The 19,148-nt window shown below is 67.4% G+C and carries 24 protein-coding genes and 2 pseudogenes; 11 read left to right on the top strand and 15 right to left on the bottom strand.

Going from position 1 to position 19,148, the window contains the following annotated elements; all coding sequences use genetic code 11:
• Positions 1-429: 429 nt before the first annotated feature.
• Positions 430-804, top strand: a complete 375-nt coding sequence (locus E1294_RS14235) for a MarR family transcriptional regulator (protein ID WP_132508651.1) — start codon at positions 430-432, stop codon at positions 802-804.
• A 10-nt stretch (positions 805-814) separates the two neighbouring features.
• Here the strand turns inward: E1294_RS14235 and E1294_RS14230 are convergent, their stop codons facing one another.
• The 3 genes and pseudogenes from E1294_RS14230 to E1294_RS14225 form a co-directional block, all read right to left on the bottom strand.
• On the bottom strand, positions 815-1,078 hold the full coding sequence (locus tag E1294_RS14230; protein WP_165977270.1) for an STAS domain-containing protein: 264 nt from the start codon (positions 1,076-1,078) through the stop codon (positions 815-817).
• 153 nt (positions 1,079-1,231) lie between these two features.
• On the bottom strand, positions 1,232-1,378 hold the full coding sequence (locus E1294_RS52660; RefSeq protein ID WP_165977267.1) for a hypothetical protein: 147 nt from the start codon (positions 1,376-1,378) through the stop codon (positions 1,232-1,234).
• A 590-nt stretch (positions 1,379-1,968) separates the two neighbouring features.
• Positions 1,969-2,229 (bottom strand): annotated as a pseudogene (locus tag E1294_RS14225) (winged helix-turn-helix transcriptional regulator); the annotation flags it as partial.
• Between the two features lie 70 nt (positions 2,230-2,299).
• On the opposite strand from E1294_RS14225, the gene E1294_RS14220 reads away from it, so the two are divergent.
• Positions 2,300-2,710 (top strand): RidA family protein, encoded by a 411-nt coding sequence (locus tag E1294_RS14220; protein WP_132508647.1) that lies wholly within the window; start codon positions 2,300-2,302, stop codon positions 2,708-2,710.
• 84 nt (positions 2,711-2,794) lie between these two features.
• Positions 2,795-3,766: an IS3 family transposase gene (locus E1294_RS14215; protein ID WP_132508645.1), complete on the top strand. Its 972-nt coding sequence runs from the start codon at positions 2,795-2,797 to the stop codon at positions 3,764-3,766.
• A 97-nt stretch (positions 3,767-3,863) separates the two neighbouring features.
• Here the strand turns inward: E1294_RS14215 and E1294_RS14210 are convergent, their stop codons facing one another.
• The 3 genes from E1294_RS14210 to sigJ all read right to left on the bottom strand — a co-directional run bounded on the left by E1294_RS14210 (position 3,864) and on the right by sigJ (position 7,335).
• Entirely contained in the window at positions 3,864-4,604 is a 741-nt protein-coding gene (locus E1294_RS14210; protein WP_132508642.1) for a hypothetical protein, read from the bottom strand.
• Between the two features lie 10 nt (positions 4,605-4,614).
• Positions 4,615-5,250, bottom strand: coding sequence for a hypothetical protein (locus E1294_RS14205; RefSeq protein WP_132508640.1), 636 nt, complete (start codon positions 5,248-5,250; stop codon positions 4,615-4,617).
• A 1,146-nt stretch (positions 5,251-6,396) separates the two neighbouring features.
• The gene (gene sigJ, locus E1294_RS14200) at positions 6,397-7,335 is read right to left on the bottom strand and encodes an RNA polymerase sigma factor SigJ (RefSeq protein WP_132508638.1); all 939 of its coding nucleotides are present in this window, start codon (positions 7,333-7,335) and stop codon (positions 6,397-6,399) included.
• A 151-nt stretch (positions 7,336-7,486) separates the two neighbouring features.
• Between sigJ and E1294_RS57735 the strand changes: the two are divergent.
• Positions 7,487-7,714, top strand: a pseudogene (locus E1294_RS57735) (VOC family protein); the annotation flags it as partial.
• Positions 7,715-7,768: 54 nt separating this feature from the next.
• On the opposite strand, the gene E1294_RS14190 reads toward E1294_RS57735, so the two are convergent.
• Entirely contained in the window at positions 7,769-8,185 is a 417-nt protein-coding gene (locus E1294_RS14190) for a MarR family winged helix-turn-helix transcriptional regulator (RefSeq protein ID WP_220447724.1), read from the bottom strand.
• Between the two features lie 268 nt (positions 8,186-8,453).
• Between E1294_RS14190 and E1294_RS14185 the strand changes: the two genes are divergently transcribed.
• Together E1294_RS14185 and E1294_RS14180 are read left to right on the top strand one after the other, a co-directional pair.
• Positions 8,454-9,005: an alpha/beta hydrolase gene (locus E1294_RS14185; protein ID WP_165977268.1), complete on the top strand. Its 552-nt coding sequence runs from the start codon at positions 8,454-8,456 to the stop codon at positions 9,003-9,005.
• Between the two features lie 149 nt (positions 9,006-9,154).
• Positions 9,155-10,177: a quinone oxidoreductase family protein gene (locus E1294_RS14180; RefSeq protein ID WP_132508634.1), complete on the top strand. Its 1,023-nt coding sequence runs from the start codon at positions 9,155-9,157 to the stop codon at positions 10,175-10,177.
• A 400-nt stretch (positions 10,178-10,577) separates the two neighbouring features.
• On the opposite strand, the gene E1294_RS14175 is transcribed toward E1294_RS14180, so the two are convergent.
• Together E1294_RS14175 and E1294_RS14170 are read right to left on the bottom strand one after the other, a co-directional pair.
• Positions 10,578-11,282, bottom strand: a complete 705-nt coding sequence (locus tag E1294_RS14175) for a response regulator (RefSeq protein ID WP_132508632.1) — start codon at positions 11,280-11,282, stop codon at positions 10,578-10,580.
• A complete protein-coding gene (locus E1294_RS14170; protein WP_132508630.1) occupies positions 11,279-12,478 on the bottom strand; it encodes a sensor histidine kinase in 1,200 nt (399 codons plus the stop codon). The genes E1294_RS14175 and E1294_RS14170 overlap by 4 nt, the downstream gene beginning before the upstream one ends.
• A gap of 360 nt (positions 12,479-12,838) precedes the next feature.
• Between E1294_RS14170 and E1294_RS54500 the strand changes: the two genes are divergently transcribed.
• The gene (locus tag E1294_RS54500; RefSeq protein WP_220447723.1) at positions 12,839-13,489 is read left to right on the top strand and encodes a hypothetical protein; all 651 of its coding nucleotides are present in this window, start codon (positions 12,839-12,841) and stop codon (positions 13,487-13,489) included.
• A 245-nt stretch (positions 13,490-13,734) separates the two neighbouring features.
• Here E1294_RS54500 and E1294_RS14160 read toward each other — a convergent pair whose 3' ends face one another.
• From E1294_RS14160 to E1294_RS14145, 4 genes are all read right to left on the bottom strand, one after another.
• Complete coding sequence (locus E1294_RS14160; RefSeq protein WP_246083011.1) at positions 13,735-14,010, bottom strand: SDR family NAD(P)-dependent oxidoreductase; 276 nt, start codon at positions 14,008-14,010, stop codon at positions 13,735-13,737.
• A gap of 71 nt (positions 14,011-14,081) precedes the next feature.
• Positions 14,082-14,510, bottom strand: coding sequence for a hypothetical protein (locus E1294_RS14155; protein ID WP_132508628.1), 429 nt, complete (start codon positions 14,508-14,510; stop codon positions 14,082-14,084).
• A 107-nt stretch (positions 14,511-14,617) separates the two neighbouring features.
• The gene (locus E1294_RS14150) at positions 14,618-15,079 is read right to left on the bottom strand and encodes an SRPBCC family protein (protein ID WP_132508626.1); all 462 of its coding nucleotides are present in this window, start codon (positions 15,077-15,079) and stop codon (positions 14,618-14,620) included.
• 13 nt (positions 15,080-15,092) lie between these two features.
• Positions 15,093-15,485: a VOC family protein gene (locus E1294_RS14145; RefSeq protein WP_132508624.1), complete on the bottom strand. Its 393-nt coding sequence runs from the start codon at positions 15,483-15,485 to the stop codon at positions 15,093-15,095.
• 263 nt (positions 15,486-15,748) lie between these two features.
• On the opposite strand from E1294_RS14145, the gene E1294_RS14140 reads away from it, so the two are divergent.
• From E1294_RS14140 to E1294_RS14125, 4 genes are all read left to right on the top strand, one after another.
• On the top strand, positions 15,749-16,354 hold the full coding sequence (locus E1294_RS14140) for a TetR/AcrR family transcriptional regulator (RefSeq protein ID WP_132508622.1): 606 nt from the start codon (positions 15,749-15,751) through the stop codon (positions 16,352-16,354).
• A 250-nt stretch (positions 16,355-16,604) separates the two neighbouring features.
• A complete protein-coding gene (locus E1294_RS14135; RefSeq protein WP_132508620.1) occupies positions 16,605-17,012 on the top strand; it encodes a hypothetical protein in 408 nt (135 codons plus the stop codon).
• A 204-nt stretch (positions 17,013-17,216) separates the two neighbouring features.
• Positions 17,217-17,606: a hypothetical protein gene (locus tag E1294_RS14130; RefSeq protein ID WP_132508618.1), complete on the top strand. Its 390-nt coding sequence runs from the start codon at positions 17,217-17,219 to the stop codon at positions 17,604-17,606.
• 14 nt (positions 17,607-17,620) lie between these two features.
• Positions 17,621-18,223, top strand: a complete 603-nt coding sequence (locus tag E1294_RS14125) for a DUF7134 domain-containing protein (RefSeq protein WP_132508616.1) — start codon at positions 17,621-17,623, stop codon at positions 18,221-18,223.
• Between the two features lie 69 nt (positions 18,224-18,292).
• On the opposite strand, the gene E1294_RS14120 is transcribed toward E1294_RS14125, so the two are convergent.
• The gene (locus tag E1294_RS14120; RefSeq protein WP_132508614.1) at positions 18,293-18,718 is read right to left on the bottom strand and encodes a hypothetical protein; all 426 of its coding nucleotides are present in this window, start codon (positions 18,716-18,718) and stop codon (positions 18,293-18,295) included.
• A 164-nt stretch (positions 18,719-18,882) separates the two neighbouring features.
• On the bottom strand, positions 18,883-19,148 hold a 266-nt coding region (locus tag E1294_RS14115; RefSeq protein ID WP_132508612.1), incomplete at its 5' end, for a cytochrome P450.

Below are 19,148 nucleotides of genomic sequence, written 5' to 3'. Positions count from 1 at the left end.
CCCCTTCCTAGCCGCCACACCGCACGCCGCGCGCCAGCAAGCGATCAAGGTTCGGTGCACCTCCGCCCGCGCCACAGCGCCAGCCTGTAAGCCCGCGTCCCCTAAGCACGCATGATGAGTTCTGCGGCTTTCGCGAGACACGAACACCGCATCGGCGGAGCTGCTCAACACTGCTCAACACCGCCGAAGCCCCGGCGCTTGCCCCCGGGGTGCAGTACCGCCGGGAGCGGCCGTTCAGGGGAGGGCGGCCGTTCCCGGTCCAACGGCTACTCTCCGATACCCGGATCCCGCCCATACCGCCACCTCCCCGACCGCACGATCCGCAGCTCTCTATACCGGAAAACTTCTTCCGCCATACAGTGGGTTGCGACAGGGGGTAACGACACCCCGGCCAGGCGCTTGACCACCGGCCCGGGAAGGAGCGGCGGCATGGGCGACACCGCCGACCAGCGCTCGTGGACGTTCTTCACCAACCACACGCGTGTCCTGGTCATGGTCGCGCTCGATCCGCAGATCCGGATCCGGGACCTCGCCGACACCATCGGCATCACCGAGCGAGCCGCCCAAGGCATCCTCACCGACCTCCACGAGGCAGGCTATGTGCGGCGGATGCGACGGGGCCGCCGCAACCACTACGCGATCACGCCGGACACCCACCTCCGCCATCCCCGCGAGAGCACCATCACCGTGCAGACACTCCTCAACCTGTTCGCTGAGCACAGCCCGCACGACGACACCGCCCAGGGGCCCGCAGTCCCCACACCCCGCACGTCCGCTCACACCCCGCGCTCCCGCACGGTGTGAGGAGTTGCCCCTACGCCATGGTCAAGACGCTGTCCAGCTCCAGAAGATCCAGGACACGGCGGGCCCTGCCGTTCAGATGCGCCAGCTCCATGCTGCCGCCCGCGTCCGTGATCCGGCGCTGAGCCTCCAGCAGGGCTTCCATCCCATGCGTGTCGCAGAAGGTCAGCCCCTCCGCGTCCACCCGCACCATGCGCGGCTCCCCGGCCAGCGCATCGCTGACAGCGGTCAGCAGGAGGGGAGCGGTACAGAGGTCCAGCTCACCCTGGAGAGCCACGATGACTTCTGGGGGTGCTGTGTCACCCGGGTAGAAAGAGTCATCTCGATCACCCAAAGGCAGTCGATCCGTACACTTTGCCCCTCTACGCTATAAACCGACCTGCGACGATACCAACACGATCGCGCTCCTGACCGCCCCCGGGATGCCTCGTCAGGGGTCAAGGCTCGTGGCCTTGCTGCTGTCGAGCATCTGCGGGACGAGTTCCTGCATCCGAGGCGCGGCGAGGTGGTCGCGGGTCTCCCAGCGTTCGTAGGTGACGAACGAGCCGGGCCGGCGCCGGAAGCCGGCCTGATCCAAACGACACCCCTAGGGGCTCTCGTTTGGATCGTCGAGCGGACCAGAGGAGGATGCCCGCGACGTGGAGTCCTGCCAGGTAGATCGTGGCTGTCTTCTCGTAACGGGTTGCGATAGCCCAGGCAGGCTCGGTCAGAAGCGAGCGCCATGACAGACCGCAGCACGATGTCGATCGAGGTGTGGAGCCGTCGCGTTCGGCACCGGCCGCGGCGTGGACCGCGAAGCCCTCAATGAGGACCGTCACGAACCGCGCCGGCGCTCGGGTGTCCGCCCTCGTCGGGAGATCACCGTCCTGAACCGCTCGCGTCAGCCGCCGTTCGAGTGCGCACTCCGTAGCGGCCCGGCCGACAGGAGGGCCTCGGAGACGCCGGCGTTTCTGCGGCGAGCAGGCCAGGCAACCCCGAACGGAGAGGCAGCCGGGGGGGGTGGTCGATGACGCCGAGATCGTCGCGCAGCCGCGTCCGTAGCCCGGCAGTGAGCCCTCTCACCCAACCCAACGACGCAAGGAACATCAACTCGCGAACCGCCCTCTCATCATGGACCTCACTCACCCTGGCATGCAACCCTGGCCGGTACCGGTCAGGGGAGAAGCCTCAGAGGCTTGTCTCTTCCCGCGTATCGAAAGCCCCGCGTGCGCGTTCGATGGCGGGCATGTGCTCTGAGGCCCACGCCAGCAACACGTCAATGGGCTGCCGCAGGGTCTTGCCGAGCGGTGTGATCCGGTACCTGACCGCCACCGGACGCGTGGAGACCACCTCGCGTTCGATCACCCCGTTGCGCTCAAGTCGGCGAAGAGTAGCGGTCAGCGACTTCTGCGTGACCGCGGGAATGGCCCGGCGGAGCTCGTTGAAGCGGCGTCTCGTTGAAGTGTCTTTCTTGCACTAGATATCTTACGGATACCTACTTTGAGAAGGAGAAACGGCCATGACCGTCCAGCACTTCACGCCGGAAGGCATGATGCAGCCCACCCCCTACCACCACGTGGCCGTCGGCAAGGGCACGACTCAGGTACATGTCAGCGGGCAGGTCGCCCGCCAGGCCGACGGAACCCCGGTGGCCCCCGGCGATCTTGCCGGACAGGTCGCCCAGGCACTGCGGAACACTGCCCTCGGCCTGGCGGGCGCGGGCGCCTCGTTCGCGGACGTGCTGCGCCTGACGTTCTACGTGACCCAGTGGAGCCCGGACAAGATCGGCGACTTCATGGCTGGAGTAGAGGCTGTCGCCGAAGAGATCGGCCTCCCGCTTCCCATGCCGCCGGCCAGCCTCATCGGTGTCGACTACCTCTTCGAGCCGGATGTGCTCGTCGAGGTCGAGGCAACCGCACTGCTCGACTGATGCGGTACACATGGGCCGGGTCGCGTCCAATGTGCGGTGTAAAGATGAACGAGCGGGTGGGCCGGACCCGGATCCGCCACTGCGATGGCCAGCACCAGGGCATGCGCATCTACTATTGGAGGACGAACTGTGTCGACCATTGTGATCGTGAGGGCCGGGCCGCAACTCGGGTTCGCCATCGGTGCGAAGTTTGCCGAGAAGGGCGGCTTCAACGTGGCGCTCGTGGCGCGAGGTGAATCGCAACTCGTGGCCATGGTCGACAGGTTCCAGAGCGCAGGGTGTCGGCTGCCGCTTTCGCGGCCGATGTCACTGATCGCCCGAATCTCAAAAAGGCGCTGGCGGCCGCGGAGGAGCACTTCGGAGCCATCGACGTCCTGGAGTACTCACCTGCCCCGACGCTGTCGGACCTGGCGGATCGGCCGCTCGTCTCCGCGGTCGATCTCACCGTCGAGGCGCTCGCTGACCCGGCAGGGCAAGCGGCCGGACGCGCCGGATCTGGTGCGCCGGAAGTTCACCGCGGTCGCCCCGGACGTGCTGTGGGTCGGCGACGTCACGATGATCAGCACCGATGAGGGGCCGCTGTACTTGGCCTCGGTCGAGGACCTGTTCTCTCGCCGGCTGCTCGGCTACGCCATGACCGAGCACCACGATGCGGCGCTGACGGTCGCCTCGCTGCAGATGGCGGTCGCCGCTCGAGGCGGCGACGTGGACGGGGTGATCTTCCATTCGGATCGCGGGTCGGAGTACACCGCCGCCCGCTACCAGGCCGAATGCCGCAAGCATGGGGTGGTGCAGTCGATGGGCCGGGTGGGGTGTGCGCTCGACAACGGAGCCACCGAGTCGCTCAACAGCACGCTGAAGGTCGAGTTCGTGTACCGGCACCACTTCCGCACCCGGGCGGAGGCTCGGCTGAAGATCGCGACCTGGATCGTGGACTTCTACAACGTCAAGCGCAGGCACAGCGCCAACGATGGGCTGCCGCCTGTCACATTCGAGCGTCAAATGATCGAGAAGAGGCAGGCATCATCGGCCCTGCTGAGGGCCGCTGTGGCATAGGACCGTCTCCACGGTTTGAGGGGATTGACAGGCCGAAAAATCCTCTCTGATGAGGAGGCCGGACGCGTTACCGGCCTCCTCTCGCAATCCTCGCCGATCAGCGGGGGCGACCGAATTGCTGTCGCTCGCCGGGCTGCGCGGCCTTCAGCCCCGCGGCGAGGTCGGCAGCAGGCCTGCCCCTCATCTCCTCCTCGAGGGACGGGCCGTCCGGCTCTGCGACCGCCGAATCGTGCCCGTCCGACGTGGCGGTCGTCAGCCGCCCTTCGGACTCGCCGTTGCCGATCACTCCGTCGTCGTACGGCAGCAGGGACTTCTCCCCGAGGCCGCGCCACTGCCCAGGGACGACCTCCCCGTCGTCGGTGTACCCGGGCACCCAGGCGATGGCCAGGATGTAGGTGTGCCCGACCTCTATGCGAGGCTGGCCTTCCATCGCTAGCAGACGCCTGCCGTCCTCACCGAACGTCCAGCCGGCGGCGGGCCAGACGAAGCGCGGCTCCGGCACCGGCTTGGCCGCACCCTGGCGGGACCAGAGCGTCTCCTTGACCGCAAGGGTGACCTCGCGCGGCAGGTAGCCCTGCCCGGCCGCGCGCTCATCCTCGCTGGCGGGCAGTTCCCGCTCCGCCTCAGCGGTGACGACGACCACGTGGTCGGCATAGGTCACCCAGTCCGAGGCGGTGTGGCTCGGCAGCCGGTCCGACCCATGCGCCAGGACGACGCCGCCTGTGCCGCCACCGTCGCCCCGGCTCTGGACACCGTTCATCGTGAACGCCGACGTCAGGACACCGCCGGCCAGGACCGCCCCTGCCACAGCGGCCGCCCATGCTTTGCTGCGCTTCACCGTCGCCCCCTCAGTAGGCCGCATTGATGTGGTCGGCGTTGACGCTGCCGAGTACGGCGTCGGACGGTACGGGCGTCTTCATGCACCCGAGCTGGTGGTGCGTGTTGCTCACCTGAGGATCGGCATTGCGGCCGTGCAGCAGGCCGACTGCGTGCCCTGCCTCGTGGCAGATCATCCCCTTGCTGTAGGAGCCCGGCTGGATGCGCACCATGTGCTGGTCGCAGGTGTGGAGCTCCAGGGGATCGTCGCACCACGACATGCCTTCGTAGCTGCCCGGCACGTCACCCTCGGCGAAGATAAGGTCCGTTTCGTTGTCGCCGGTCCAGACCGGGTTGGAGACGAAGTGAACCTCCAGAGCCGTGGGGCCGTACTGTTCCTTCAGCACCGTCGCGACGCGAGTCTTCTCCGCAGACTCGAGACTGTTCTCCCGGAAGACTGTCCAGTAGGCATTGTCGCTCCGGCACACGTTTCCCGACCCGTACTTGTCGCCCTTCGTGCAGACGCGGTCGTAATTGGGATTAGGCACCATGTTGTAAAAAACGGCGGCCCAGGCAGTGCCGGTGATAAGTGCCAGCGCCGTTGCGATGGCGATAACGACCTGCCACCGTCGGCCTCGAGTCGAGCCCTTGATATCAGGTAGTCGCACGATTATCTCCTCGACTCCCGATCCGATTCTGGTTTTTGGGTGACAATGGTCGGAACTGTTCTTCGGCTGCGTGGAGGCATGGTTCATCTCCATTGTGTTGCGACGTCAACCGCCTAGGTTCACAGTCGGGATTTTGATGCACGGCAGACAAAGCGATAGCATTTCTTGTGCAACAGCGACCGGTCGGAGATGGCGTTGCTCACGCCTGGGGCGAGGTGCTTGAATGAGCGGAAAGCGAGCCCGCCGGGTCGACTGACGCTGATCAGGCGCAGCTACTCGTCTTACGGATTCGATACGAACTGATCGTGTTGTCGCCGATCTTGTTGTTCCATCAGTATGGATCATCAGGCGGGTGTCTCTCGTCATTTGCATTGGCAGGATGCTGCGCCGGCAACATCATGCGAGACCACCTGGCCCTTTAGCCGTAAACGCTGTTGGCGCTATGGTTAGCTGTTCTTGAGGAACGGGGGTAAATGTCCTTGACCTTTCCAGACGGAGACCACACAGATCCAGCACGTGCCACGAGGTGATCTCGGCGCGATGCATCATGGGCAGCAGCGTGGTGCCACCGCCGAGCACCACCGCGTCGTCCGCGTGCTCGGCGAGGAGAGCACTGGCCTCGCCCGGCGTGTTGGGCGGTGACAGCGCAGCTCGGTGCGGATCATGCCGGTGATCTCAGGTACGTCGGTGACCCTGGGCACCGAGTAGTGCTTGAACGTCTTCGCCAGCGGCCTGCCGTTCGCGTCGTAGGGGCCCCTCCCGGCTTTCCACCCACTTGATCAGTAGGCAGACCAGCGCCTCCTCGGCGTAACCGGCGAACCTGCGCCCGAACCCACCGGGCACCTGGGTGCCGTCGGCTGGAACTATGCCGTTCCTCCGTCCAATATGTGATGTCGGCTGGCACCGACCTAAATCTCTAGATCAGTCCGGTCAGTTGTCGGTCATGGAGTTACTGATCCGCGTCCCCGAACGATGCCGGCCTCAGCGATACATCTCCGGCTCCCCTTTCTTGCCTGTGCTTTCAAACAGCGGGACAGAGCCGCGCCGATCCTCCGGTTGCCCCGTATCGTTTGGTCTTGGTGCGGGCAGAGGTACCGGTGGGCCAGAGGCGGCGGGTTACTCCGGATTCCGTTCGAGCGGGTTGGTCTAGTGCTGTGTCGCCACTGTCCACGGCCGGAGCTTTTCGGGGTTGCGTACCGCCCAGATGTGCATGATCTTCTCGCCTGCGACGTCGAAGGCCATCACCGTCACGATGCGGCCGTCCTGCTGAACCGCCAGACCAGGCTGACCGTTGACCGTACGCTCCAGGAGCGTCAGGTTGGCTAGCCTGTCGGCAATGTCGACCACATAGCGCACGATCTGCTCGCCGCCCTCGATTGGGCTGATCCTGGAGCTGACGAGGCCGCCGCTGTCCGGAATCACCGTGGCGTCGGGGTCGAGGAGGCCGAGGAGGGCGTCGATGTCCGTGGCTTGCCAGGCCTGCTTGAATTCCCGGACAACATCGGCACGCTGGGCCGCCGGAGCAGCGGGAGGCTGTGAGGCGCGGATGCGGCGGCGGGCTGAGGAGGCGAGTTGGCGGCAGGCCGCCGGGGTCCGGCCGACGATCTCGGCCACTTCGGCGAAGGAGTGGCAAAAGACGTCGTGCAGAATGAACGTGACGCGCTCGGCGGGGGTCATTGATTCGAGTACGACGAGGAAGGCCATGTTGACCGACTCGTCGAGGGTGACGCGGTCAGCCGGGTCTTCGTCGGCGGGTTGCGTGCTGATCCACTCCCTACGATCGGGTAGCGGCTCGGGGATCCATTCGCCCACGTAGCTCTCGCGCCGGGCCCGTGCCGAGCCGAGCAGGTCGAAGCAGATGCGGCCGGCGACCTTGGTCAGCCAGCCACCGGGAGACTCGATGGCGTTCTGCTGCTGCGGGGATAGGGCGTACCAGCGGGCATAGGTCTCTTGCACCGCATCCTCGGCGTCGGCAAGAGAGCCGAGCAGCCGGTAGGCGAGATTGATCAACTGACGGCGCTCGCTCATGATCGCGCTCAGGCCCGGATCGAGCCGGCCGTCTCTTGGCCTGGACGGTGTGGTCATGATGTCGGCGGCTCCCTTGGTTGGATCTGCCCTCATTGGTTACGACGAGACAGCGCCCCGGATTGTGAGGTCGGCGCGTCGCCTCACATTTCCAGCGGTTGTGTCGTCGGACTATTGAGACACCCTTCAGCACGCCGGAAGGCTTGTCGAACGGTTGGTAGGGCTTGGAGCCACGCGCGTGGACGGGGGCCAGCGGGGCGACGAAGGATTTGTCGTGCTGGCCGACCCCGAGGGCAACGAATTCTGCCTGCTCTACCGGCGAGACGGCGGGCAGCGGTGGTCCTGCCCGGTCGGCGGGCACTCCCCCCGAAGCACATGGTCGACGTGGATCGAGCGGACGATCCGCCTCCATGTGCCGACGTCGACTCGATCGCCGTGACATCGAGGCCTCCTGACCCAGAAGCGATCCCCGTCGGCCGCCCCACCGGGAGGGTCAGGACTGGTCGCGGACGCGGTGCAGTGCGACGGTGGCGGCGGCGAATTGGGAGTCGTTCAGGAGCGTGCGGCCCCAGTCGAGCAGGGGCTGGCGCGCTTGCTGAATGCGGGTGGCCATCTCGCGGCCGTAGGGGGTCAGGGTGAGCTCGATGTTGCGGCGGTCGTGTGGAGACGGCTGGCGGTGAATGAGGCCGGCTGCTTGGAGACGGTCGGCGAGCCGGCTGGGGTTGCCGGTTTCGGCGATGAGACGGGTACCGAGTTCGCCGAGGGTGAGGGGTTGGTCGTCGGCGAGGATGAGGATCGCTTCGGCCTGGACGACCGTGATGCCCAGTGGTCTCAGGGCTTCGCTGAAGCGGCGGTTGATCTCTCGGTGTGCGGCCTTGACGGCGAGTACGAATTCGAGCACCTGGTCCACAAGATGGCAGCCTACTTGAATCGATGACATGACATGAGTATTGTACGTCATATCATTAGATGTCATGACATAGATATTGGAGGGTGGCATGCTCGGCCCCGTTCTGTCACGAACATCGACATTCCACTTCGAAGCGGTCCGGGCACTGTGGTCCAGCCCGTTCAATATGCGCACCGCGGAGTTCCACCTCGCGTCCGGCGACCCTCGCCGCGTGGACTGCGCAAGCCGCTCTCGGACGTGGTTTGACGCCGGACTGGCCGCTCTCGGCGTGGAGGCCACACGCTCGCGCGTTCCCTACGAGGACGCCGAGATGGAGACGATCTTCCTGCGGTCACCGCGCCCGGACGCCAGGGACGTGCTGGTGGTGCACGGGGGTTTCGACTCGACGCCGGAGGAGCTCTACTTCGTCATCGGCGCCGGCGCGCTGGAGCGGGGCTTTCACGTGCTGCTGTACGAGGGGCCGGGGCAGGGGAACTTGCTGCGGGAGTTCGGGATGCCGTTCACGCCGGATTGGGAACGGCCGGCCGCGACGGCGATCGACTCGCTGGGCCGGCACTGCGATCCCGGCGCGATCATCGGTGTCGGGCTGAGCTTCGGCGGCCACCTGCTGGCCCGGGCGGTCTCAAAGGAAAGGCGCTATGACGCCATCGTGCTGTTCGACTACTTTCCGGGCATGTTGCGGGCGTTCACCCACAAGATGCCCCGCCTGCTGCGCGGGCGGATCACCGCCATGCCTGCTTGGCTACAGCTGCTGATCAGGCTGAACGCGCGTTACGACGCCGAGTTGCGCTGGGCAACGCGCTGTGGACGTTCGGTGTGAGCACGCTTCCCGCCCTGATCGCGCAGCTCATCAAGGAGCTGACCAGTGAGTAGCCCTGTGTCAAGCCGCCGCTGGTTGATCTTGTTCGAGCAGGGCTTGGAGGGCTCTGTGCTCGGCCTCTCGACTACCGACACGAGGATGGTGCACCAGTGAGCGAACCGATCAAGCACGGCCGGATCGTGGTGCGGCATTTCGGCGACGCGGCGGCACTGAGGCGGGCCGACACAGCCGCGCCCGCCCCCGGGCCGGGCCAGGCCCGGATCAGGGTGCTGGCCGCGGGAGTCGGCCGCACCGATGTGATGGCGCGCGAGGGCGAATACCTCTTCCAGCGGAGACGGCCCTTCACCCCGGGGTACGAACTCGTGGGCGAGGTGATCGACCACCACGCGGACGCGGTGCCGCCCTGGCTGGTGCCCGGCGCCCGGGTCGCCGCCTGCCTGCCCAGAATGGGCGGCTACACGGAATGCGCGAACCTGCCCGTTCACCTGCTGGCCCCCATACCTGACGGCCTCGACACCCTGGCGGCGGCCGCCCTCCCGTTGGACTACCTGACCGCACTGAGCCTCCTCGACCGCCACGGCCGGGCCCGTCCGGGCGACACCGTGCTCGTCCACGGCGCGACCGGCGGCGTGGGCGACGCACTGTGCCAGCTCGGCACCCACCGGCGCCTGGCCATGTACGGCACCGCCTCCGAACGCAGCCTGCACCGGCTGCGCGGATACGACATCGTCCCCATCGACTATCGCCAGGAGGACGTCGCCAGGGTGGTACGCGCCCGGCACCCCGAGGGCGTCCGGATCGTCTACGACCACCTCGGCGGCCCCTCCCTGCGTGCCGGCCACCGCCTCCTGGCGCCCGGCGGCACGCTGGTCAGCTACGCCTTCGCGGCCCGGCCAGGACACGTGCTGGCCGACACCGTCCGCGGCGCGCTGCACAATCGCCTGCTGAACCTGCTGCCCGGCAAACGCACCGCCATCTGCTCGTTGCCCCGGGAGATCACCGCGGACCCGTCCCGGCACCGGAAACTGCTCACGCACCTTTTCGAGCTCGCGCTCAAGCAGGACATCCGGCCACGGATCGGGGCCTGCTTCCCGCTCGCCCAGGCCGCCGAGGCACACCGCGCCCTGGAACGGCGCCAGGTCGCGGGCAAGATCATCCTCACCATGTCATGATCTGGCCTGCTCCCCGGCCGTTGTGGGCGGATCGGGCGATCATTTCCGCCCTCGCGCGGCTCCTGCCCCGACGCCGCCGATGCCACCTGCTCATCACACCGCGGACGCGCTCCTGCGTTCGCACGCCGACCTGGTGAAGCGACGCTGGACCTCCCCCAAGCACGGGCCGGGACGGCCACCGATCCCACCCACCATTCGCGCCCTGGTGCTGCACCTGGCCGCCGAAAATCCGGGCTGGGGATACCGCATCGCTGGGCAGATCGCCGGCTCATCATGAACGAACGCCACCTGCGCAAGGTCCATGCCGAGTACGTGAGACCCACACGCGACGATGCAGCAAGTGAGGTCGGTACGGATAACCGTGCAGAGGTAGGCCGCCGCTTGAAGAAGGGCCGGCTGGTTACCGGCGGCCATCCGGGATGGTGATGAGCCCGCCTTCGTAGGCGGCGATGACGAGCTGGGCCCGATCGCGGGCGTGCAGTTTGGCCAGGAGGCGGCCGATGTGGGTCTTGACCGTGCCGACGGTGAGGTGAAGGTGCTCGGCGATCTCGGAGTTGGACAGTCCCTTGCCGATGAGGGTGAGCACCTCCCGCTCGCGTTGCGTGATGTCGTTGAGGTCTCGCACGACCGGGCCGGGATGAGCGCCCCGCAGGAATTCGGCGACGAGCCGACGGGTCACGGAAGGGGCGAGTAGCGCTTCGCCGGAGGCGACGATGTGGATGGCGGCCAAGAGCTCGGTCGCAGTTGCACTCTTGAGGAGGAAGCCGCTCGCACCTGCCCGTAGCGACGCGTACACGTATTCGTCGAGATCGAACGTGGTGAGGATCAGCACGCGGACGCCGGCGCTGTCCGGGGCAGCGCAGATCTTCCGTGTCGCCTCGATGCCGTCCATATCGGGCATCCGCACGTCCATGAGGACGACGTCGGGTTGACTCCGGCGGGCCAGCAGCACGGCCTCGGCGCCGGTGCCCGCCTCGCCCACGATGGCCAGCCCTGGCGTGGTGTCGATGAGGACTTTGAGGCTGTCACGTACCAGCACCTGATCCTCGGCGAGCACGACACGGATGGGCAGGGAGGAGTGACGCGAATCGGTGTCGATGGTCATGCCTTGGTGCCCCTCCGGTCGTAAGGCAGTCGAGCCGACACGCGAAAGCCTCCTTCAGGTCGGCGGCCAGCGTGGAACGTGCCTTCGTACATCTTGGCCCGTTCGCGCATGCCGATCAGGCCGTGCCCGCCGTGGCTCGCTCGCGGCGGGCGGCCATGGCGGGGACCGTCGTCGACGACCTCGATCACGGCTTCCCGCCCGTCGATGTCCACGGTGACCGAGCAGCGGGTGGGCGCGGCATGAGTGATGACATTCGTCAGAGCCTGTTGCACGATTCGGTACACCGACATCGCGACCGCGGGAGGTATCGCGGCCCCTTCACGGACGGTCAGGTTCACCTCGACTCCGGCCGAGCGGGCGTGGGCGGCCAACTCGGGCAAGTCCGCCATGCCGGGAACGGGCAGATGGGCCTGCTGGGGATCGCCGTCGGAGCGCAGGAGGTCGAGCACTCGGTGGATCTCGGTGAGCGTGCTCCGGCTGGTCTGCTCGATGACGGCCAGCGCGGCGCGTACCTCCTGCGGGCGGGCCTCGGCGACATGGTTGGCCACGGTGGCCTTGACGGCGATCAGGCTCATGCTGTGGCCGATGACATCATGCAGTTCCCGGGCGATGCGCCGGCGCTCGTCGGCCACCGCGGCCTCGGCGAGGTGACGGAGGAGGCGAGCGGTCGTGTCCCGCTTCCAGCGGACAGCCGTCCCGATGGCCCACCCGGCGGCCAGCAGGACACAGATCGTGCCGATCTCGATCGGCCAAGCGGGCGGCAACTCGCTGGGCGCTGCCGCGGGTGCAAGGCCCGGGAACACCCGCTCGTAGAAGATCAGGACCGCGGTGACCGCGGCGAACGCGCTCGCCGTCAAGCCCGCCACCGACCATCCGACCGAGGTGGTGGAGGCCACCAGGTACAGCACCAGCACGGTCGGCACGAACGACACCCAGATCGCGCCCGCCGCGACGGCGCCGGCCACGGTCGCCAGCACGCCCGCGGCGCACGCCAGAGCCAGCATGGCCCGCGGCCGGCGCCGCCGAACGGCGACCGGAATGCTCATGACCGCAGCTACCAGCCAGGCCGACCAAGCGGGCCACCACGACGACGGACCTGGTGGATCCACGATGGCGTATCTGATGATCAGCGCCACGATGACCGCCACCACCGCGTCGGTGACGGCCCGCCCGCCGAGCCGCCGGGCCCACTCCATAACCGCGACGTTATCGCTTCACCGGAGCATCCGGCATCTGCCCACGGTCGGACAACCGCATCCGACTGGGGTCATACGACCAGCTCGTGCAGGCCAACCAAGATGCGACCCGAGTCAGACGCGCCCCCACCGCACCGCCCATCACCATGCTGGTGCACCCGGCATACCCAGAGACGCACCCGACACGGACAAGATGGGCAGGAACCTATGAATATTGATCTTCGCGGGCGAATCACACGATGGCGACGGGCCGACGCGGACCGGCGCGCCGCCAACGCCACGGCCACCCTGGAACGGCAACACCCGTTTCCCGGGCGATGGGTGAGCGCCATCTCGCTGATCGGCGGCCCCACACTGATCATGACTGGAACTCTCCTGCGCTCCCAGTTCCACTTCTTCGTCCCTCACCAACTCGCCGCCTACACCCGGCAGCCCGCCCTCATCACCGCCGCCTACACCTGCTTCGCCGCCGGGTTCGTCCTGCTGTGGCCAGCGGTCATGACGCTGGCGCAAAGGATCGCCGCCACCAGCCCGCTATGGGGACTGTGGGGCGGCTGCCTGGTGATCGTCGGCCTGTTCACCCGGACCTTCCAGTTCGGCACTGATCACCTGGCCTTCCACCTGACCGACAGCCTTGGCCTGCAGACAATGCTCAACGGCATCGACGACTACTACATGGCATGGCGGGACACGATCTGGCATCCGTTCAGGGCCATATCCGGACCGGCCTTCTTCGGCTGGGTCGTGCTGGCCATCGGCGCCTACCGCTCCGGCGCGCTGGGGCTGGGCCGCTCGGTCGCACTCGGCCTGATGTCGGCGCTCGCGCTCGGAACGCTCAAAGGCACCGAACCACAGTCCTTCATCGCCGTGGGCGGCCTCTGCGTCGCCTTCATCCCCCTGGGCATCTCCCTGCTGCGCAGTGGCCCCCCGCCGACCAGACGCGCCATGGTCTGGGTCGTCGCCCTCATCATCGTGCACATCCTCATGACGGCCTACGGCCCAAGGGGATGACGCTCCGGACCAGTGGTACGTCGGCAAGCCCCTGAACCCACCTCACCGGCACCGGCATCTGCACAAACTACCTGTACACGGCTCTGCACCTTCATCTGTACGCCGACACCAAGTCCCATCGCCCAAACCGATGACGACCAGTTCGCCCACCGTGCCGGTGTCGCGTCCGTGCGCGCCGATGAATGCGGACGCCTGCTGGGCCAGCTCCGCCGCTCTGGCCCCGCTCCGCGGCTGCGAGGACGCCGTCAGGCGCCGCTTCCAGGCTGTTGGTCGTGACGCCGGTGGCCACCGGACCGGGGAGGAGCACGCTCGCCCCGATCGGGGCGCCTTTCGTCGCGCAGGCCGTGGTGGAGTGTCTCGGTCAGCGCGATGACGGCCGCCTTGGAGGCGGTGTAGCCGTAGGAGGCGCTGCGGCCGGGGAAGACCCCCAGGCCGGCCACCGAGGCGGTGTTGACGATGTGGCTGGGCTCTCCGCGGCTCAACATCCTGGGCAGGAAGGTCTGCACGCCGTTGCCTCGCACGTGGGCCCGTGGACTGCAGGCGGGGTGCCCCGGCACCTCCTGTGGAGAACACGCCGCCTGCCAGTTGAGGTTCAGCCGCAGTGCACGTTGTTGAGCTCGGTGGTCGTCCAGGCCGGTACCGTTCCGGCCACGTCAATGCACTGGCCGGGCGCCGACACGTACACCGGGCCGGCGTAGTACTCGTATTCATTGGCATCGGTGTGCTCGCCGCTGCCGTCAGCTTTCGATATCGTGACCCGTTTCCAGCTCTTGGTGCCGTAGTAAGGCCCATAGCCGTAGGCCAAGGCGCAATTCTTTCCGGTGCTGGAGCTGTAGTGCACCTCCAGGGTGCCGGTGCGCTTGTCATACGAAGGGATGGCGTAGACGCCGACGCGGGAGTAGCCGCTGCCACAAGGGCCTGCCGCGCTGCGGCTGGCCGCTCCTGCTGGAGTCGGGGCCACGCCTGTTACCGTGGCCGCGGCGAGTACGAGAACGCCCAATCCATGCTTCATGACTTTCATTCCTCGGCTCCGTCCGATATCCGAATGTGATCACATCGGTTGTTGATGGGCAGGTCGTTCTTGCCGCATCGGCGGCAGCATTTCCTTCCGAAAGGTCGGTACGAGTGTCAGGAGACGCGGCGTTCCAGGTGCTCCTTGGCCTGCCGGACCTCGTCCCGCACGTCGTCGATCAGCCAGCGGCGCAGGAGGGGCTCCGCGATCCAGCGGATCCAGGGCCGGAAATGGAACCGCAACGTCCTCACCAGCAAGGTCCCGCCCTGATGAGGGGTGCAGACGAAGCTGGCGTCGAAGTCCGATGCCAGCCGCGTCAGGCGGTTGGCCGGTGGTGGTGCCAGGACGACGTCCACCCGGTGTCCGGGAGTGAGCCGCATCCGGGACACCGCGGGCGGGGCAGGCAGGCCGGCCAGTCGTGGGCGGAAGCCGAATTCGCAGACGTTCTCCGAGCGGCGAACCCACGTCACCGGCCGGATCTTACGGTCCACTTCGGCGTACTTCTCCGGGTCCATGACGAAGGAGAGCAGATCATCGGGGCTGCAGTCGATGGTTTCCGTGACTTGCGCGGTCAGCATGGCTTCTCGCCGGTCAGTGGGCGGGCGCGTCGCCGTAGGGGACGGTCATGAGTTCCAGGTTGTGGCCGTCAGGATCGGTGACGTACACGCCGCGACCGCCGAAGTCGTGGTTGATCTCGTTCGGTTGCTGGTGGAAGGGATCGGCGTAGTAGGCGAGCCCCGCCTCGCGGATGCGCGCGAAGGCAGCGTCGAAGTGCTCTTCGCTGATCAGGAACGCGTAGTGCTGCGGCTGGATCTCGCTCTGTCCCACGTCCACGTAGTCCAGCGTGATCCCGTTGGACAGCCTGAGCGGCAGGAACGGCCCCCAGGGAGCACCGAGGGGCAGGTCCAGAAGGTTCGCCAGGAACGTGGCCGAGGCAGCCTTGTCACGGGCGTACACGATGGTGTGGTTCAACTCGACGTTCATGCTCGTCCTCTCACTGCAGGGGTCGTTCTGAGGCCAGGGCTCGCGCCGCGACTAGTACATCGCCAATAATAAACCATCTGTCGGTTTATTAATAGTTTTCACCACCTGATAGCGATGGCGTGCCTTGGACGATGGCGTGGTTCTACTCGACGCCCATGCTCGCCCTCTCAGGGCAAGGGTCGTTCTGAGGCCAGGACTCGAGCCGCGGTAGACTTTAGTACATCGATCCATTGCTTGGAACGCCGTTCCAATCGGAGGGGTGCATGTCACGGGACCTGCCAGGTGTCGTCCGGCTGCGCGACCGCAGCGAGGAGCTGACGCTGCGCACGATTCTGACCGCGGCGCGCGTGCTGTTCGCCGAGCACGGCTACGCCCGCACCCCCATCCGCCTCATCGCCAGACAGGCCGGGATCTCACCGCAGACCATCTACGCGCACTTCGGCTCCAAGGCGGGTGTGCTCAACGGCCTGGTCGACCTGCTGGACGACGAGGCCGGCCTGCCCGACCTGGTGGCCGAACTCGACGCGCTGCGCGACCCCACCGAACTGCTCGGCCTGCTCGCCAAGGCGGCCCGCCAGATGCGGGAACGATGCGGCGACATCCTCACGATCCTGAACTCCGGCGCAGCCGTCGATCCCGACATCGCCGCCACCCAGGCAGAGGGAGCGCGGCGCAACCGGCTCGGCGTCGAGATGGTCGTCGAACGCCTCCACGGCACCGGCCACCACGTCCACCCCCGTGCCGCCGACATCGCCGTCGCCCTGACGAGCGAGGGAGTCCACGACAGCCTGGTCATCGACGCCGGCTGGTCCCATGACGAGTACGAGTCCTGGCTCAGGCAAGCCCTCGCCACCGCCCTGCTGCCCTGACGGCCGGTGCGGCCGAGCTGGGATCTCGATCACGGTGGGCGGGGTGGACCAACGGGGGTCACCTACGACGGGAGCATGGCGACCCTGTATGTCAACGGCACCCAGGTCGACCAATACCCGATCAGGCGGAGACCTGGTCGACGACGGCCGTGACCTCCGCATCGGCGGCATCGGCTTCTGGGGCGAATTCTCATCGCGAAGCTGAGGGTGATCCGACAATGAGGGAACCACCCCGCAGCTCACTGTCTGGGTGTCGGATTCGCAGGGCCGTCCGTCAAAGGTCGACGTAGAAGTGGCCAGTCGGCCGACCAAGTCGAAAGCGAGGTCGCCGCACGACAGATGGGCGACGAGCAAGGAACTGGCCTGGTCGGGCACAACGACAGGGAAGGCCGATGTCTCCCGTCACACGCTGCAGATTCCGGCGGGCAAGCTCCAGAAGCGCCGGCAAGTGCGTTGGCGGGCGCGAACGACCGTCGTTGGCGAGCCCGGCGTCTGGTCGGCGTGGCAGACATTCACGATCGGCGCTCCAGGGCGGGATCGCAAGTCACCGACGCGGACCGCCACCCCGACCTCTTCGGAATCGGCTTCAACCACCATCGAGACGACCAACAAGCTCGTCACCGCATGGGGCGGCTCGATAGCAACAGCTCAACGGTGACGGCCCTCCGCTCCTTTCGCACGACCAGCCCCAAGTAGCATCGCCAAGCTCGCCGACGGGGTGGCGTGAGGTCACCGATGGGTCGCGGGAGCGAGGGACTCGCTCTTGAGAGCGAGATCGGGGATCGCCTGGCCAGGCGATCACAACGGGCCAGCGAAACCGCAGGATGAGGGGCAGTCAACCGACCCCGAGGAGAGCCTGGCGATGAACCCCCGCACCGCCTACATCACCGCCCCGCTGCTCGTGCTGGCCTACGGAGCGATCGTGATCGACATCGTGATCGGGTTCATGGCGGCCGACCACGACGCCATGGGGCCGCTGTTCGAGCAGGTGCAGGCCGTGCCGGGGGCGCAGCTCGTCATCCACGACGCGGGGCCGTTCCTGTTCTACGTGGCCCAGCTCGCACTCGTCGTCCACCTGGCCGCCCACAAGCAGGTCAAGATCTGGACACCTGCCCTGGTGGCCGTCGATCTCGCGCTGCCGCTCGTCAACAAGGACCTCATGTCCGTCGGAGCGCTCTTCCTGCTGGTGTCGTTCTGGCCGCTGGCCAGGAGGAGCATCCCCGCCGCCCGGCGCACGTCGGTCCATGCGTGAGGAAGGGAGGCATCGTGTCCGAGCCAACGCTCATCACCGTGGCGCGCCGCAGGCTCCGTGCGCTTCCCCACCTCCGGGTGGACGCCGCGCTCGCCACGCTGATCGCGATCGTGCAGCTCTGGCCGCTGATCTCGCGTGAGAGCCCGCAAGGGGGGCCGTGGCACTGGTGGGGGTACGCGGTCGCGGTCGCCGCCTCGGTCCCCGTGGTGTGGCGGCGACGCGCGCCGATCGTGGTGCTGCTCGCCAGCCTGGGCGTGAGCACGCTCTACGATCTCGCCGGCAACGTCGCCGACCAGCCCATCTGGTACGGCGCACTCGTCGCGCTCTACACCGTCGCCGCCTACAGCCCGCCCGGTCCCAGAATCATCGCGTTCGGGGTGACCACGGCCGGCGGCCTGCTGACGGTCGGCTCCTGGGAGACCGCGCTGCGCGGCACGGTGCTGCTGGTCGCCGCGTACGCCATCGGCAGGGCGGCGGCCACTTCCCGGGCCCACGCGGCCGCCCTGGAGGAGCGCGCGGCCAGGATGGAGAAGGAGCGCCAGATGGCGGCCGAGCTCGCCGCGCAACGCGAACGTGACAGGATCGCCGGCAGGTGGCGGGGACCGGCCTGCGGCTGACCTATGACGTGCGGGGCGAGCCACGCCAGCCGCGCGCCACCTCGTTGACCAGCAGGCCGGGCTCTGAGTTCAGTCGGCGGTGCGGGCCGGGCGGGTCCACCATACCTGTGCCGCCAGGACGGTGCCCGCGCCGAACAGCGCGACGCCAAGGGGCACGTGGATGGCGACGTCGCCGCTGGCGCCGACCACGAACTGGACACCGGTCAACGGGACCATCGACGCGCTGACGACCAGGTATCGCACTGATTCGTGGCCCACCCGCCACACCAGGAACGCGGCGATGACCTGGAGGACCAGGGCGACGGAGACGGCGCCGCCCGCAGCATCGTGCAACTGGCGACCGCCCTCGTTTGACAAGAGTTGTCCAGCGGTGAACGCCTGCATCAGCAGGGTGGCGGCCAGGAACAGCGTTGTCGCCCTCATCAGGCCGAAGAACCGGGGAAGCGGGGCGTGCTCCGCGTGAGCCGGAAAGGGCGGCTTGACCGACGATGACATGGGATCACTCCTTGGTGGTCGCTTTGCTGGGTGGGGTGAAGGGATTGCCGGCTGCGATGACTCACCCCGGATCCTGAGAAGTGCCGGGCCGGACCCCGCCCGGACGGGGTTCAATGACGATCTGCTCCTGGTCGGGGGTGGTGTCAGCGCTCAGCGCTGTCCGTTCACCAGGTCACCGGCAGCGCGTTCAGGCCGAACACGACGCTGAAGACCCGGAAGTCCACCTGCTCGTGCGGGTCGGCCAGGGCGAGGCCGGGGAACCGCTGGAGCAGGAGGGGGAAGGCGATGCGCATCTCCATTCGTGCCAGCGGCGCCCCGAGACAGTGGTGCACGCCGTGGCCGAAGGCGACATGACCGGCGGCTCCCCGGCTGATGTCGAGGGTCTCGGGATCCTCGGCGAAGGCAGGGTCGCGGTTGGCGGCGGGAAACG

This window comes from Nonomuraea diastatica (genome assembly GCF_004349015.1).
Taxonomy (GTDB): Bacteria; Actinomycetota; Actinomycetes; order Streptosporangiales; family Streptosporangiaceae; genus Nonomuraea; species Nonomuraea diastatica.
The sequence above is the reverse complement of the archived record's forward strand: the minus strand, read 5'-3'. Positions and strand labels throughout refer to the sequence as shown.

Coding starts and splice junctions, on each gene's coding strand:
- E1294_RS14130 (WP_132508618.1), top strand. CDS start 17,217: ATGAACCCCCGCACCGCCTACATCACCGCCCCGCTGCTCGTGCTGGCC.
- E1294_RS14150 (WP_132508626.1), bottom strand. CDS start 15,079: ATGCTGACCGCGCAAGTCACGGAAACCATCGACTGCAGCCCCGATGAT.
- E1294_RS14215 (WP_132508645.1), top strand. CDS start 2,795: ATGGCCAGCACCAGGGCATGCGCATCTACTATTGGAGGACGAACTGTG.
- E1294_RS14235 (WP_132508651.1), top strand. CDS start 430: ATGGGCGACACCGCCGACCAGCGCTCGTGGACGTTCTTCACCAACCAC.
- sigJ (WP_132508638.1), bottom strand. CDS start 7,335: ATGACCACACCGTCCAGGCCAAGAGACGGCCGGCTCGATCCGGGCCTG.
- E1294_RS14220 (WP_132508647.1), top strand. CDS start 2,300: ATGACCGTCCAGCACTTCACGCCGGAAGGCATGATGCAGCCCACCCCC.
- E1294_RS14155 (WP_132508628.1), bottom strand. CDS start 14,510: ATGAAAGTCATGAAGCATGGATTGGGCGTTCTCGTACTCGCCGCGGCC.
- E1294_RS14170 (WP_132508630.1), bottom strand. CDS start 12,478: ATGGAGTGGGCCCGGCGGCTCGGCGGGCGGGCCGTCACCGACGCGGTG.
- E1294_RS14145 (WP_132508624.1), bottom strand. CDS start 15,485: ATGAACGTCGAGTTGAACCACACCATCGTGTACGCCCGTGACAAGGCT.
- E1294_RS14140 (WP_132508622.1), top strand. CDS start 15,749: ATGTCACGGGACCTGCCAGGTGTCGTCCGGCTGCGCGACCGCAGCGAG.
- E1294_RS54500 (WP_220447723.1), top strand. CDS start 12,839: ATGACTGGAACTCTCCTGCGCTCCCAGTTCCACTTCTTCGTCCCTCAC.
- E1294_RS14120 (WP_132508614.1), bottom strand. CDS start 18,718: ATGTCATCGTCGGTCAAGCCGCCCTTTCCGGCTCACGCGGAGCACGCC.
- E1294_RS14175 (WP_132508632.1), bottom strand. CDS start 11,282: ATGACCATCGACACCGATTCGCGTCACTCCTCCCTGCCCATCCGTGTC.